This window comes from Buttiauxella sp. JUb87 (assembly GCF_004361975.1).
GTDB classification, from domain to species: domain Bacteria; phylum Pseudomonadota; class Gammaproteobacteria; order Enterobacterales; family Enterobacteriaceae; genus Buttiauxella; species Buttiauxella ferragutiae.
In genome coordinates this window covers 1-14486 of the sequence record NZ_SNVY01000005.1, presented here as the reverse complement: position 1 = coordinate 14486, position 14486 = coordinate 1, and the positions used below count along the sequence as shown (strand labels likewise).

The following is a 14486-nucleotide window of genomic DNA, read 5'->3' as shown; positions in this document are numbered from 1 at the left end:
ATAGTCTCTGTACATAACTCTCAACAAAACCAACCCAATCAACAAAGCATTGTCAGGCTAAAGTGGGATTACAATTACTCATCAACGATTCCATAAATACACGAAGAATCGTCGGTTGTGTTGCTGCGCGTTTTGTGACAGAAGAAAACGGCCATTTAGAGCCAAATTGCTGCGGCACAATCTGGCGCATATGACCGGAATCAACCCATTGGCGGGCGTAATGTATAGGAAGGAATCCGATGTAAGCCCCGGTCAAAATGAGAATGGCCTGCGCCTCAACATTGTCTACAGTCGCCGCTGCACTACCTGATTTGAGCAATTGCAGATCGCGTTGTTGCAGGAAGCCACGCGCCACAATTTGACTATCACGGACCGCTGCAATCAGGCCATCACCCTCTGCCTGGTTATTGAAAAGCGGATGGTAGCAACTGCAGTACAAGCCATCCTCCTCATCGTATACCTGCGTATAGGCCAACCCCGCCACCTCGAATGGAAAATGTCCTATGGCGACGTGCAGTCGTCCATCCAATACGCGTTCCTCCAACTCGGCTGGTGTACCAATGTAGATATCCAGTTGCACATCATGCCCAAGCGATACGAACTGTCGCAAAGTGCGTGACAGAACGCTGCCACTATCGGTAACGGTATTGTCGATGATGCCCAGATAAAGTCTGCCCGATATATGCCGCTTGAGCGCTGAGGTATCCATACAAAAGGTGTCTACTGCCAATAACAAGCGTTGTGCTGCCTCGTAAGTCGCCGCGCCATGTTCAGTAAGCCGAAAGCCACTTCGTCCCCGTTCACACAATTTGACACCAAGCCGTGTCTCAAGGCTGGTCATCTGTTCACTAATAGTGGACTGACTGACATTCAGGGCTGCCTGAGCGGCCGAAAAGCCATTGCATTTCACAATTGTCATGAAAATTCTCAGTAGCTTTAGGTCAATATTGTGCAGTTGATTCACTTCTCTTTCCTTTTACGCATTGCTTCGGAAATGCCGATATGAACATCTGATGTTTTCTATTTTTATACTGCAAATTGTTGACCATAGTCATTGTTAAGGCAAATAAACAAGTGCCTGCCGTTCATCAGAAAATCCACAGATGGGGAGAGAAAATGGGGAACAATAACTATGAGACTGGACGATTAAACTTACCGTTTGTCGGGCATTGTACTTTTGCCAAATCGCCGGTATGCCTTAACTGGGAAGAGATTGATGCCGACGTGGCGATTCTTGGAGCCCCAAATGATATGGGGACCCAATGGCGCGCAGGATCCCGTTTCGGGCCACGCGGTATTCGCGAGGCATCTACTTTGTTTTCATTTGGTCATGCCGGTGCTTATGACCATGAAGATGATGCGCTCTACCTGACACAAGATCAGGTACGCATGGTCGATGTGGGTGATGCTGACATCGTGCATACCGACATGGTCAGTAGTAACGCAAACATCGAGCTTGCAGTACGAAAAATTCTTGCCTCCGGCGCCATGCCGGTGGTGCTGGGGGGTGACCATTCGATTCACGCACCTGTCATCAAGGCATATGCAGGACGAGGACCGATTCACATCGTTCACTTTGACGCCCACCTCGACTTTGTCGATGAACGTCACGGCGTGCGCTATGGCCATGGCAGCCCACTACGCCGTGCATCAGAAATGGACCATATCGTCGGCATGACACAGCTTGGCATCAGGAATGTCTCCTCATCCAACCGCAGCGACTACGACGCAGCCCGCGCAGCAGGTTCGAATATCCTGTCAGTGCGTGACGTGCGCCGTTTAGGCACTGAGGCTGTACTAGCGCAAATACCTGAGGGTTGTAATTATTATCTCACTATCGATATCGACGGTTTCGACCCCTCTATTGCACCAGGTACCGGTACGCCGAGCCACGGCGGATTCCAGTACTACGAGGTCCTGGAAATCATTCAGGCATTGGCCAAACGCAGCGGTGGAAACATTATCGGGATGGATTTGGTCGAAGTAGCCCCTGCCTACGATCCCACTGGTGTGACCTCAATTCTGGCCGCCCAACTGCTGATGAACAGCATTGGTTTCATTTTCTACGAGCGTAAGCAGGCGTTGTCTCGCTGAGAACTATAAAGAGAGGATGATCAAATGGATGCAACAGTAAAACACTATCTCGACCAATACGGTATTTCCGAGGCAACGCGACGCTTTTTGGCCAAACCGCAGAAAATGTTTATCGGTGGCCAGTGGGTTGACGGTAGCGAAGGAGAAGTCAGTGCCGTCACTGAGCCGTCCACCCAGGGCCTGTTGACGTCGATTCCGCTCGCAACGACCACTGACCTGGACCGAGCAGTAGCTGCGGCCCGCTACCAGTTCGACCACGGTGAATGGCGTCGCCTGAAGCCACTGGAACGCGAGCGCCTGATGCACCGCCTGGCCGACCTGATAGAAGCCAACGCCGATGAACTGGCTGAGATCGAATCAATTGATATGGGGAAATCGGTATCGCAAGCGCGTGACGTCGATATCCAGGGCACCATCGACACCTTCCGCTATTTCGCTGGCTGGGCCTCTAAGCTGCATGGTCGCACTGTCGAGCCATCCCTGCCGGGCAATTATCTGGCATATACCCGCAAAGAACCGATCGGTGTCGTTGCCGCTATTGTGCCGTGGAACTTCCCACTGCAAACCATGGCATGGAAACTGGCGGCCGCACTAGCGGTAGGCTGTACGGCCGTGATTAAACCCGCTGAACTAACATCACTGTCGACGCTGCGCTTTGCTGAATTAGTACAGGAAGCTGGTATTCCTGACGGCGTTATCAATATCATCACCGGGCATGGCCATGTGATTGGCGCAGCCATGGCCAGCCACCCGGGGATCGACAAGGTAACCTTTACCGGCTCCACCCCTGTTGGTCGTGAAGTCGGGCATACCGCCGTCGAGAACATCAAGCGTGTCACCCTTGAATTGGGAGGCAAATCTCCCGTTCTGGTACTAGAAGATGCCGATATCCCCGCCGCAGCTCAGGCGGTCGCCAACGGTGTGTTCTTTAACTCTGGCCAAGTGTGCGATGCCGGTACCCGAGCCTATATTCACCGCAGTATCTACGATCGCTTTTTGACGGCACTTGCCGACTACACCTCGACGCTGAAGATTGCGCCAGGTCTGGATCGGGAGTGTTTCATCAGCCCACTAGTATCGGCCAGGCAGAAGGACTCGGTACTGTCCTACATTGATGCTGGCGTGCGCGAAGGTGCAACACTTTACTATGGTGGTCGTCCTCAGCAAGAAGAGGGTTTCTTCGTTGAGCCAACCATCTTTGCTCACTGCCGCAACGATATGCGTATCGTACAGGAAGAGATCTTCGGCCCGGTGCTAGTGACCGCCCCGTTCGATACAGTCGAAGAGGCAATTGAGCTCGCCAACGATTCACCGTTTGGCCTGGCTGCCGCTATTTATTCAAACGACCTGGCCCGCGTACACACGCTAATTCCCCAGCTACATGCCGGCTCGGTGTATGTCAATGCGCACAGCACCATCGACCCGGCACTGCCATTCGGTGGTTTCAAAGATTCTGGTTTTGGTAAAGATCTGGGCCCTGAGCAGCTTGACCACCTGATGGAAACCAAAACGGTGTGGATCACCTTGCCTTCATAGTCCGACTCGCCAGCCACTTCCGAAGCAAGCCGCTGCTGTTCGGAAGTGGCCAGATAGCGCACAACACACTGAACTAGTGAGCCGGTTACTACCTGGCTTAATGAATTCTTATTGCTTCACCCTTATCGAGTACGGGGTATTTTATGCAAACAGAATCAACAGCAGTGAAAGCCACCAGCAACGATCAAAGCCCTATTGAAGGACGCTCGATCGATTTTGTACCAGAACAAGAGCGTACCGATAAACTCTCAAGCCAGGGGCCATTCTGGTTCGTCGGCAACTTTACCTTCTTCACCATGACTATTGGCTTTGTTGGTCCGAGTGTCGGTCTTGATGCACTGTGGACCACGATTGCTGGCACTCTGGGCATTATGTTCGGTACGTTGTTTATGGCTTTCCATGGCTCACAAGGGCCACACCTGGGGCTACCACAGATGATCCAGTCACGCGCACAATTTGGTTATCGTGGCGTGGTGCTGGTCTTGATAGCGACACTGTTTGTGTTCGCGGGCTTTAATATCGTCAACCTGGTGCTGATGATGCAGGGGCTGAAAACACTGTTCAGTTGGGATCCTTTGCAGGTTGCGCTGGCAGTGACTGTTCCCGCTACCATTCTGGCCATACTCGGCCACGACTGGATGCACAAAACCTTCAAATGGTCGCTGTATCTATCGTTGCCTTTGTATGGACTGGTCACTCTGGCGGTGCTGATGGGCTGGGTTCATGATGCTCCAGTAGTTGAAGGGGCGGTGCAGGAAGCACCGCTGGGCTTCAACTGGACAGGATTTATTGCACAGTTTGCTGCCGCCGCCAGTTACAACATAGCCTACGCGCCGTATGTGTCCGACTATTCGCGCTATCTGCCTAAAAATACCTCAAGCAGCAAGCTTATCACGGCGGTATTTCTGGGCGCATCGCTATCAGGTGCCTGGATGATCTCAGTAGGTGGCTGGTTGGCTGCCCATCTGCATGCGACTGATGTACTGGTGGCACTCAATACTGTTGGCACCGGCTTTGCTCCACATCTGGGTACCTTTATGGTGGCTATCACCATCCTGGCCTTCCTGCCTGTTATTGCGATGAACATTTACAGCGCCAAACTCACGGCCATAACCAGTGTGGATTCCTTCAGGAAGATTGAACCGACTGCCAAAACCCGCATTGTGGCGATCTTCTTAGTCGTGTTCCTGCAATTGGGTGTAGCAATGAGTATCTACAACTCCGGCTCTGGCTTGTCGGTGCTCAACATCTATCTGGTTGTGATGCTGTACTTCCTTGTGCCATGGACAGCAGTCAACCTCACAGACTATTTCTTTGTGCGCAAAGGACGCTATGCCATCCCACACTTCTTCTTGCCACACGGCAACCTCTATGGCCGCTGGGGAGCTCGTGGTTTGCTCTCCTACATGGTGGGTTTCATGGCGATGGTCCCATTCTTCTGCATCTTTGAAGGGAGTCGCGAGGTGTATGTCGGCCCGATAGCACGTGCAATGGGTAGCGTTGATCTGGCCTGGCTAGTGGGGCTTATCGTATCCAGCATCGTCTACTACCTGTCTTGTCGTTCGCTGAACCTACATCACGAAGAAGCGGTGATCGCGCAAATCGAAATCAATATGCCGGAGTACACCACCGGGAATAAATGACGCGTCTGAGGTTGTTGTCCAGAACATGAATGGAGCAAGAGCAATATGTCTACCAAACAATTTGACTATATCATCGTGGGTGCCGGATCAGCGGGTTGCGTGCTGGCAAATCGTCTGACCGAAGATTCAAGTGTAAGTGTGCTGGTGATTGAGTTCGGCGGCAGCGATAAAAGCATTATCATCCAGATGCCCAGCGCGTTCTCAATACCGATGAACACTAAAAAATATAACTGGCACTACGAAACGGAACCCGAGCCACATCTGGATGGGCGTCGCCTGCACTGCCCACGTGGAAAAGTGCTTGGCGGTTCGTCGTCCATCAATGGTCTGGTCTACATCCGTGGCCATGCGTGCGACTTTGATGAATGGGAGTCGTCAGGTGCCAAAAACTGGGGTTATCGCAACTGCCTGCCCTATTTTCGCAAAGCAGAGAATTTCAAGTTTGGTGGCGACGACTACCGCGGTTCAGAAGGCCCGCTCAGCACTAACAACGGCAACAATATGCAAAACCCACTTTATGGGGCCTGGGTAGAGGCTGGTACACAGGCGGGCTACATAAAGACCGACGATACCAACGGTTACATGCAGGAAGGCTTTGGCGCAATGCATATGACGGTCAAGAATGGTGTGCGATGGTCCACCGCTAATGCCTATTTACGCCCTGCCATGGAACGGCCCAACCTGACCGTTATCACCAATGCAATGACGCGTAAACTAGTACTGGAAGGTAAGCGTGTGGTGGGCGTCGAATATGAACACGGCGGGGAAATACACACCGTGCGCTGCACCCGTGAGGTGTTGGTTTCTTCAGGTCCGATCGGTTCCCCCCATCTCTTGCAGCGTTCAGGCATCGGCCCAGCCGAAGTATTGCGTCAAGCCGGTATTGAAGTGAAACACGACCTACCCGGTGTTGGGGAAAACTTGCAAGATCACTCTGAGATTTACATTCAATTTGAATGTAAGGAACCCGTTTCTCTTAACAGCAAAATGGGGTTGATCCCTAAGGCACTGATTGGGTTGCGCTGGTTACTCTTCAAAGATGGTCTGGGTGCGAGCAACCATTTTGAGGCAGGTGGTTTCATCCGCTCAGAGAAAGGATTGCGCTGGCCAGATATCCAGTTCCATTTTTTACCCGCGGCGATGCGTTACGACGGTGACAAGCCGTTCAAGGGACACGGTTTCATGGTACTGACAGGGCCAAATAAGCCGAAAAGTCGTGGTTATGTACGGGTGCGATCTGCCGATCCGTATGAACATCCTGAAATCCGTTTTAACTATTTGGAGCGGGAAGAGGACCGTGAAGGTTTTCGCCGTTGCGTGCGCCTGACACGCGAGATTATCGGTCAACCTGCCATGGACAAATTTCGTGGCGTGGAACTTGCCCCCGGCCCGAACGTGAAAACTGACGAAGAAATTGATGCTTTTGTGCGTGCCAACATGGAAAGTACAATGCATCCATGTGGTTCTTGCCGGATGGGTGAGGACGATTTGGCTGTCGTCGATTCTGAATTGCGTGTGCACGGCCTACAAGGACTACGCGTAATTGATTCATCCGTATTCCCAACAGAACCTAACGGCAACCTGAATGCGCCGACTATCATGCTGGCAGAGCGCGCGGCTGATCTGATTCGTGGTCATTCGATGCTTGCGCCGTCCAATGTTCAGGTCGGTCTGGCAGACAAGTGGCAAACGCAGCAACGCACCAGCGAGCCCCGCCGCAAAGTCACCGTCTAGCTCATCCAGTTTAGATAATGTTCGGTTTCCACTGCTTTGATTAAACCCACCAGCCCAATAAACGGCTGGTGGCCTCGCCCTAAGCTGACAGACTTGCTACCCTCTTTAACAACCTCTTGGCTGGCGTCGATGATTTGTCTCATATTCCGTTAAGATCACTACCGCCGGCGCCCGCTCTATAAGTATTTATAAGGGTTCATCGATAATGGCGACTCAAACACCTAAAACCCCAAGCGCTCCGGTATCGTCAAAAGCACCGTTTAGCCCAGAAAGCCTGCAATTCCTGAATAAGCTCGCACAAAACAATTCACGCGATTGGTTTAAAGACCATCAGGATGAATACGAAAATAACGTCAGAAGCCCTGCTCTACGTTTTATCGAACAGATGCAGCCTGGCATTCTGGCCATATCGTCCAAACTGACCGCCGTGCCGAAAAAAGTGGGGGGTAGTCTGATGCGCCCTCAGCGCGACAGTCGTTTTAGCAAAGACAAAACGCCTTATAAAACCAATGTCGGCATTCAATTTCGTCATTTCCAGGGGAAAGATGTCCATGCTCCTGGGCTCTATGTTCATATTGCCCCGGAAGGTTGTTTTATTGCGGCCGGGATTTGGCACCCAGAATCTAAAGCCCTGAATGCCATTCGCATGTGTATAGATGAAAATCCAAATGCTTATCAGAAGGCGTTGCAGACCTTGCAAAACCAGGGATTTATCATGGATGGCGATAGCTTAAGTCGCCCGCCAAAGGGTTTTGATAAGACGCATCCCCTGCTAACAGAATTGAAGCGCAAAGATTTTATCGCCGTCAAAAATATCGATTTCGAAGAGTTGTGTAAGCCTGGTGCCATCAGCTTTTGTGCCGAACAGTTTCAGCATTGCGCACCATTGATGGCCTACCTCTGTTTCGCACTTGAGCTCGATTTCTAGAACCCTCGATCAAGTTGCCAAAATGTTAAGTTCGTCACACTAATGGTGTTACACTACGCGGCTTTATCGCAGTAACGACGCCAGGTGACGAAATGAGTGAGCATATTGAAGGAACCATCGAACCGAGGGTCGTCGCGCGGCCTAATTGGTCGGCGGTATTTGCCGTGGCATTCTGCGTCGCATGCCTGATCACCGTAGAGTTTTTACCGGTCAGTTTGCTGACGCCGATGGCGCAGGAATTAGGCATTTCTGAAGGTGTCGCGGGGCAGTCCGTTACCGTTACTGCCTTCGTCGCCATGTTCGCAAGCCTGTTTGTGACCAGTATTATCCGCTCAACCGATCGCCGCTACGTAGTGTTCCTGTTTGCCATTCTGCTTACTCTCTCCTGCCTGCTGGTTTCCTTTGCGAGCAACTTTACGATGCTGCTGATGGGCCGAGCCTGTCTGGGCGTTGCGCTGGGTGGTTTCTGGGCGATGTCCGCTTCATTAACCATGCGCCTGGTCCCGGCTCGAACGGTGCCAAAAGCGTTGTCGGTTATCTTTGGCGCAGTGTCTATCGCACTAGTGATTGCCGCGCCGTTAGGCAGTTTTTTAGGTGGGATTATTGGCTGGCGCAACGTCTTTAATGGCGCGGCGCTGATGGGTGTGGTGTGCATTATTTGGGTGTGGAAAGCGCTACCATCGCTACCGGGTGAATCAACCCAGCACAAGCAAAACATGTTTGTCCTGCTTAAACGCCCTGGCGTTTTGGCTGGGATGGCTGCGATTTTTACCGCCTTCGCCGGGCAGTTTGCCTTCTTCACTTATATTCGCCCGGTTTATATGACGCTAGCCGGATTCGACGTCGACGGCCTGACACTGGTGCTACTGAGCTTTGGGATCGCCAGTTTTGTCGGGACTTCGCTTTCTGCCGTTTTCCTGAAGCGCTCGCTCAAGCTGGCGCTGACCTGCGCCCCGCTGATACTGGCGCTTAGCGCCTTAACACTGGTGTTGTGGGGATCGGATAAGATTGTCGCTTCTGTCGTTGCCATAATTTGGGGCTTTGCCTTCGCGCTTATTCCGGTCGGCTGGTCAACGTGGATCACCCGCTCGCTGGCGGATCAAGCTGAAAAAGCGGGATCTATTCAGGTCGCCGTGATCCAGTTGGCCAACACCTGCGGCGCAGCAATTGGCGGGCTCGCGCTTGATAACCTCGGCATATTCTCGCCGCTGGTGTTGTCTGGCAGTTTGATGCTACTGACTGCGCTATTGGTAGCGGCAAAAGTGCGGGTGAAGTAGTTGTGTCGGATGGCGCTAGCGCTTATCCGACCTACAAGCCGACAAATCACTGCAACCCATTAACCCCGCCAGAAAGGTTTGTCCCCCAGAACCGTCGCACGGTGCATAATGCGCCGCGCTGGCAGATAATCCGCGTTAGCATAATGCTGTGTGACGCGGTTATCCCAGAGAGCAATGTCGTTTTCCTGCCAACGCCAGCGCACCTGGAACTCCGGTTTTGTAATATGCGCGAACAGGAATGCGAGCAGTGCATCGCTTTCTTTTTGCGAGATATCGACAATTCGCGTCGTAAACCCCTCATTAACAAACAATGCCTGCTTGCCGCTGACCGGATGAGTGCGAATCACCGGATGCAGCAACGGGGGATTTTTAACGACCGCTTCGCGCCAGCGCTGATGTTCCTCTTCGATGCTCAAATGTTTATATTCCGGGAATGACTTCCTGAAGTCATGCTCTGCCCGCAGTCCAGACAATAAACGCTTAAACGGTTCTGAAAGCGCCTCGTACGCCGCAATACCGCTGGTCCACAAGGTGTCACCACCCGTTTCAGGAATAAGCTTTGCCGCCAGAATCGCCCCGGCAGGCGGCGTTTCAATAAAGGTCACGTCGGTGTGCCAGTTGTCGTTATCCGGCGGATTATCGTTATGCGTATCCAGCACAATAATCTCTTCCACCCCTTCCGCATGCGGGTAAACCGGGTGGATATGCAGGTCGCCAAACCGCTGCGCCAGCGCTCGCTGTTGTGCAGGAGTAATCGGCTGGTCGCGCAGGAACAACACCTGATGGCGGATCAGTGCGTGATAAAGCTGCTCAAACTGGTTATCGGTCAAACCCCGGCTTAGAGTTACGCCACTGACCTGCGCACCAATGTACGGCCCCAACGGCACAACATTCACTTTTTCACTCATTGCCCTTCTCCATGCCATGGGGTTAAGCGGCGCTGCAAGGCGCGTAAACCCAGCTCTAAACAAAATGCAATAACTGCAATCACGCCGATCCCCGCCAGCACCACGTCGGTTGCCAAAAACTCACCGGCTGACTGCACCATAAAACCTAATCCACGCGTGGCGGCGATAAGCTCCGCGGCAACCAGCGTTGACCAGCCAACGCCAAGCCCGATACGAAAGCCGGTGAGGATTTCCGGCAGCGCACCGGGTAATATCACATGCCATACCACCTGAAGGCGTGATGCCCCCAAAGCCTCGGCAGCACGAATCCGCACCTGTTTCGCACCTCGTACGCCAGCCATCGTCGACATCGCAACAGGGGCGAATATCGCCAGATAAATCAGCAAAATCTTTGAGGTTTCACCGATGCCGAACCAAATCACCATCAGTGGTAAATAAGCCAGCGGCGGCACCGGGCGATACAGTTCAATCAACGGGTCGAGAATGCCTCGCACCGTTGGGCTTAACCCCATCGCGATACCCACCGGAATACCAATCAACACCGCAGCCAAAAGTGCCGTGAGAATGCGTAACAGGCTGGCGGCGAGATGCTGCCAAAGTGTGGCATCCATAAATCCTTGTGGCCCGGCGATGCTAATCAGCTTCATCAATACCTGGCCTGGCGGTGGCAAAAATAGCGGGCTTATCCAAAGCTGTGCCGCCACCCACCACCACAGCAAAATAATTACCGTCACCGTTGTGAGGCTGAGCGTTATCTGGCGCGAGAATGGCCAGCGCAGCGCCAGCCGTTTGCGACGGGCTTTATCCTGAATAACGATGCTCATAAAAAGCCCTCGCGTTGTTCAAACACCCGGCTCAGCACGTACTCGCGCTTAGCGATAAATTCCGGGTCGGATTTGATGTTTCGGCACGGTTCACCTTCAGCAAACCTACGGCCAAAATCGAGCGGTAAGCGCTCCAACACGCGCCCCGGTCCTGGTGAAAGCAACACGAGTTCGGTTGCCAGGAACACGGCTTCTTCAATGTCATGCGTAATCAACAACACCTGACGACGACTTTCGTGCCATAGCTTTAACAGCAGGGTTTGCATTTGCTCGCGAGTAAATGCATCCAGCGCGCCAAAAGGTTCATCGAGCAGTAACAGTTGCGGACGCGTGGCCAGTGCGCGAGCAATTCCCACACGCTGGCGCTGCCCGCCTGAAAGCTGCCAGATGGCGCGCTTCGCCTTATCTTCCAGCCCGACTTTGCGCAGCATATCGATCGCGATTTCCTCACGCTCTGGCTTTGGTTGCCCGGCAAGTTGCAGGCCGAACGCGACGTTGTCCAGCACCGTGCGCCACGGTAGTAATCCTTCATGCTGAAACACCACACCGCGCTCAGCGCCTGGTCCGGTAACCTGCTTACCCGCAAGCGTGATGCTGCCGGAGTGATAAGGAACAAAACCAGCTATCAGGTTCAGCAGCGTAGTTTTCCCGCAGCCGGATGGGCCGAGAACCACCAGTAACTCACCTTCATCCACGGTCAGATTGATATCGTTGAGAACGGTTTTACCATCGAAATCTGCGCTTAAATGCGAAACCTGTAACATGGCTAACTCCTTACTGCGCCAGTGTTTTCACGAAGCGGTCGGTGACAAACTGGCTGTAATCCGTCTCTACCGCCGGGACTTTGCCCTGCGCTTTGAGGAACTGAGCGGTGTCGACAATCGCCTTGTTTACCGGGCCGCTGAGTTGCTCAGTTTGCTGGCTGGCGGTGAGATAGGTATTGCCTTTAACCAGCACCGGAACATCGCTTTCGGGCACACCGCTCAGGCGCGAAAGTTTGCTGAGGTTATCCGGCTGTTTCAGCCATTCGTCGGGATTATCGATATAACTTTTCTGCGCGGCGAGAGCGCTTTTGGCAAAGGCTTCAACAACTTCAGGATGGGCCTGAGCAAAGTCTTTACGCACCACCCAGACATCCAGCGTTGGTGCGCCCCATTTACCCACTTGCGCGGAATCGGTCAGCACGGTGCCCTCTTTTTCCAGCTCGTTGACCGCTGGTGCCCAGACATAAGCCCCGTCGATATCACCACGCTGCCAGGCGGCAATAATCGCCGGAGGCTGAAGGTTAAGGACTTCAACCTGACCCGGTTTGATACCCCAGTGTTTCAGAGCTGCCAGTAGGCTGTAATGTGTAGTGGAGATAAACGGCACGGCAATGCGTTTGCCAATCAGATCTTTCGGGCTGGTGATGCCCTTCTTCACGACCAGCGCTTCAGAGTTACCCAGTTGCGAGGCCAGCAGGAACACTTCGATTGGCACTTTTTGGCTGGCGGCCACCGCAAGCGGGCTTGAGCCGATATTGCCAATCTGCACATCGCCAGACGCCAGCGCACGTACTACACTCGCGCCACTATCGAACTTGCGCCATTCCACTTTTGCGCCACTATCTTTGGCGAAAGCGTTATCGGCCTGCGCGACTTTGGCGGGTTCAGCAGATGTTTGGTACGCGACGGTGACATCCACTGCGAATGCCGGTGCTGCAATAAGGGCCAGAGCGGCCAGCCAGAGAGAATGTCGTTTTGTTACCATGATGAGTGCTCCTGTATCGGGGTTAGGAGCAGTATTTCCAATGGCGAGGATTAGATAAAAGAATTAAAAATTATCGCTAATGCTTTTATATTTTTAGATTAATTTTGGGGAAGGATAGTTGGGAAGTGGGAATGGAGTAAAACGCGTTCTGAAAAAGAAACGGGCCCGATGGCCCGCTGGGATTAATGTTCCAACTCAAGCTCGCGAGCCCGAGTCGCTTGCTGGCAATATTGCTCGTAACGCTTCCGAAACCAGGCCTGCTGATCGGTGCTCATGTTGCCGGTTACAGCCTGAATATCAACCACTTGCCCAAGTGCATACATACGAGCAAAACTACGTGCCAGAAAATCGAAATTGTTTACTGCCTGTAGGTCTCTTTTCATCAGCATATTCCTCTGGTTAGCTCATTTCTGGTGAAAGGCCATATGCTTTATCTGGTCTCAGTATTCGCCAGTTTTTGAATGTTTATTGAGCTAAATGTGCGTACTTTTACCAGAAAAAGGAATAACACTCGAAGGCTTGAAGCTGCTCACAAAACGGACAAATTGATACGACCTTTCAGCAGCCCGGAGAAAGAATGAAAATATTAAAAAGCAGCATCAGAGATGTGACAGCCAGCGATGATGTCACAGTATGCGAACCGGCAAATCTCTACGAATGTACCCTGCACGATGGTGTATTTGTCGGCCCTTTTGTCGAGATTCAAAGGTACTGTATTATTGGTGCGGGCACACGCATCCAGTCACATTCATTCCTTTGCGAGAAAGTGATAACGGGCAAAAACTGCTTCATCGGTCATAACGTAACGTTCGCCAACGACCTTTTCCGCTCCGGAAGGCTCAACCCAGATCCTGAAAGCTGGGTCAGTATTCAGCTGGGCAATAATGTGATTATCGGCAGCGGTAGTACGATCCTGACTGAACATATCTGTAGCGGTGCGGTGATCGGTGCCGGAAGTGTGGTGACGAAGGATATTGTTAAGCCGGGGATTTATGCAGGGAACCCAGCTCGATTGTTGCGAGAGATTTAGAGCCACAAGGGCTTTGCCGTTTTATGATGAATGGGAACGCACTGGCTTCAGGTCCAGTGCGTTCCGTTCGTCAACCACGTATCGCCGCTTCGATAGCTGCAACGTCTATTTTCTTCATCGACATCATCGCCCCAAATGCACGGCTGGCGATATCCCCACCCATGGCGAGGGCTTCGGTTAGTACCCGCGGGGTAATTTGCCAGCTAACACCCCATTTATCTTTGCACCAACCGCATTCGCTTTCCTGGCCGCCGTTACCGACTATAGCATTCCAGTAGCGGTCCGTTTCGGCCTGATCTTCGGTGGATATCTGAAAGGAGAAGGCTTCACTATGTTTGAAATGTGGTCCGCCATTGAGGCCGATACATGACACACCTGCAACGACAAACTCAACAACTATTGTGTCGCCAGCCTTACCATCCGGATAATCGCCAGGAGCTGGGATGACGGCACCTACGCTACTGTCTGGAAAGGTCGCAGCATAGAAACGAGCAGCATCTTCCGCATCATGATCGTACCAAATACAGATAGTATTCTTAGCCATAAGATAGCCTGCCTGGCATTGCGCCTTTGGTGGTTTTTCAACCATAAGTATGTACCGAATCGGTTTTTTGTGGGTGTAAGAAGCTTTTTCTGTGGTCTGTATCGCTTAAATAACGAGGAAATTGCATAAATCGCAGACAGCAAAAAGCCCTGTACGTCAGTACAGGGCTTTTTGCTTAATTGGAGCCTGGCAGTTCCCTACTCTCGCATGGGGAGACCC

At 52.4% G+C, this 14486-nt stretch carries 14 protein-coding genes; 7 read left to right on the top strand and 7 right to left on the bottom strand.

From position 1 onward, the window contains the following. Nucleotides 1–52 precede the first annotated feature (52 nt). Nucleotides 53–964 (bottom strand): LysR family transcriptional regulator, encoded by a 912-nt coding sequence (locus EC843_RS17240; protein WP_121814387.1) that lies wholly within the window; start codon nucleotides 962–964, stop codon nucleotides 53–55. Nucleotides 965–1116: 152 nt separating this feature from the next. Between EC843_RS17240 and speB the strand changes: the two genes are divergently transcribed. From speB to nepI, 6 genes are all read left to right on the top strand, one after another. Further along, nucleotides 1117–2094 carry an agmatinase gene (speB, locus tag EC843_RS17235; RefSeq protein WP_064540276.1) on the top strand — a complete coding sequence of 326 codons (978 nt, stop codon included), beginning with the start codon at nucleotides 1117–1119 and terminating at the stop codon, nucleotides 2092–2094. Between the two features lie 24 nt (nucleotides 2095–2118). Further along, nucleotides 2119–3630, top strand: coding sequence for an aldehyde dehydrogenase family protein (locus EC843_RS17230; RefSeq protein ID WP_121814389.1), 1512 nt, complete (start codon nucleotides 2119–2121; stop codon nucleotides 3628–3630). 143 nt (nucleotides 3631–3773) lie between these two features. After that, nucleotides 3774–5273 (top strand): cytosine permease, encoded by a 1500-nt coding sequence (locus tag EC843_RS17225; protein ID WP_064540280.1) that lies wholly within the window; start codon nucleotides 3774–3776, stop codon nucleotides 5271–5273. 45 nt (nucleotides 5274–5318) lie between these two features. Continuing rightward, entirely contained in the window at nucleotides 5319–7007 is a 1689-nt protein-coding gene (betA, locus tag EC843_RS17220) for a choline dehydrogenase (RefSeq protein WP_133522705.1), read from the top strand. 205 nt (nucleotides 7008–7212) lie between these two features. Next, nucleotides 7213–7935, top strand: coding sequence for a DUF2461 domain-containing protein (locus tag EC843_RS17215; protein WP_064540284.1), 723 nt, complete (start codon nucleotides 7213–7215; stop codon nucleotides 7933–7935). Nucleotides 7936–8027: 92 nt separating this feature from the next. Next, on the top strand, nucleotides 8028–9212 hold the full coding sequence (gene nepI, locus EC843_RS17210; RefSeq protein ID WP_064540287.1) for a purine ribonucleoside efflux pump NepI: 1185 nt from the start codon (nucleotides 8028–8030) through the stop codon (nucleotides 9210–9212). A 59-nt stretch (nucleotides 9213–9271) separates the two neighbouring features. Here nepI and tauD read toward each other — a convergent pair whose 3' ends face one another. The 5 genes from tauD to glgS form a co-directional block, all read right to left on the bottom strand. Then, entirely contained in the window at nucleotides 9272–10120 is an 849-nt protein-coding gene (gene tauD, locus EC843_RS17205; protein WP_133522704.1) for a taurine dioxygenase, read from the bottom strand. After that, nucleotides 10117–10944: a taurine ABC transporter permease TauC gene (gene tauC / locus EC843_RS17200; protein ID WP_133522703.1), complete on the bottom strand. Its 828-nt coding sequence runs from the start codon at nucleotides 10942–10944 to the stop codon at nucleotides 10117–10119. Before tauC ends, tauD begins: the two co-directional genes overlap by 4 nt. Next, entirely contained in the window at nucleotides 10941–11708 is a 768-nt protein-coding gene (gene tauB / locus EC843_RS17195; RefSeq protein WP_064540295.1) for a taurine ABC transporter ATP-binding subunit, read from the bottom strand. The genes tauC and tauB overlap by 4 nt, the downstream gene beginning before the upstream one ends. A 10-nt stretch (nucleotides 11709–11718) precedes the next feature. Further along, a complete protein-coding gene (gene tauA / locus EC843_RS17190) occupies nucleotides 11719–12696 on the bottom strand; it encodes a taurine ABC transporter substrate-binding protein (RefSeq protein ID WP_133522702.1) in 978 nt (325 codons plus the stop codon). Nucleotides 12697–12875: 179 nt separating this feature from the next. Beyond that, nucleotides 12876–13082, bottom strand: coding sequence for a cell surface composition regulator GlgS (gene glgS / locus EC843_RS17185; protein WP_121814397.1), 207 nt, complete (start codon nucleotides 13080–13082; stop codon nucleotides 12876–12878). Nucleotides 13083–13270: 188 nt separating this feature from the next. On the opposite strand from glgS, the gene EC843_RS17180 reads away from it, so the two are divergent. Beyond that, nucleotides 13271–13723 (top strand): acyltransferase, encoded by a 453-nt coding sequence (locus EC843_RS17180; protein WP_133522701.1) that lies wholly within the window; start codon nucleotides 13271–13273, stop codon nucleotides 13721–13723. Between the two features lie 70 nt (nucleotides 13724–13793). Here the strand turns inward: EC843_RS17180 and EC843_RS17175 are convergent, their stop codons facing one another. Further along, a complete protein-coding gene (locus tag EC843_RS17175) occupies nucleotides 13794–14267 on the bottom strand; it encodes a VOC family protein (protein ID WP_064540307.1) in 474 nt (157 codons plus the stop codon). Between the last annotated feature and the right edge of the window lie 219 nt (nucleotides 14268–14486).

What these genes read in the sequence shown, in the direction of transcription:
- EC843_RS17175 (WP_064540307.1), bottom strand. Translation starts at nt 14,267, where the DNA reads ATGGCTAAGAATACTATCTGTATTTGGTACGATCATGATGCGGAAGAT.
- EC843_RS17230 (WP_121814389.1), top strand. Translation starts at nt 2,119, where the DNA reads ATGGATGCAACAGTAAAACACTATCTCGACCAATACGGTATTTCCGAG.
- EC843_RS17215 (WP_064540284.1), top strand. Translation starts at nt 7,213, where the DNA reads ATGGCGACTCAAACACCTAAAACCCCAAGCGCTCCGGTATCGTCAAAA.
- betA (WP_133522705.1), top strand. Translation starts at nt 5,319, where the DNA reads ATGTCTACCAAACAATTTGACTATATCATCGTGGGTGCCGGATCAGCG.
- EC843_RS17225 (WP_064540280.1), top strand. Translation starts at nt 3,774, where the DNA reads ATGCAAACAGAATCAACAGCAGTGAAAGCCACCAGCAACGATCAAAGC.
- EC843_RS17180 (WP_133522701.1), top strand. Translation starts at nt 13,271, where the DNA reads ATGAAAATATTAAAAAGCAGCATCAGAGATGTGACAGCCAGCGATGAT.
- glgS (WP_121814397.1), bottom strand. Translation starts at nt 13,082, where the DNA reads ATGCTGATGAAAAGAGACCTACAGGCAGTAAACAATTTCGATTTTCTG.
- tauC (WP_133522703.1), bottom strand. Translation starts at nt 10,944, where the DNA reads ATGAGCATCGTTATTCAGGATAAAGCCCGTCGCAAACGGCTGGCGCTG.
- tauB (WP_064540295.1), bottom strand. Translation starts at nt 11,708, where the DNA reads ATGTTACAGGTTTCGCATTTAAGCGCAGATTTCGATGGTAAAACCGTT.
- nepI (WP_064540287.1), top strand. Translation starts at nt 8,028, where the DNA reads ATGAGTGAGCATATTGAAGGAACCATCGAACCGAGGGTCGTCGCGCGG.
- speB (WP_064540276.1), top strand. Translation starts at nt 1,117, where the DNA reads ATGGGGAACAATAACTATGAGACTGGACGATTAAACTTACCGTTTGTC.
- tauD (WP_133522704.1), bottom strand. Translation starts at nt 10,120, where the DNA reads ATGAGTGAAAAAGTGAATGTTGTGCCGTTGGGGCCGTACATTGGTGCG.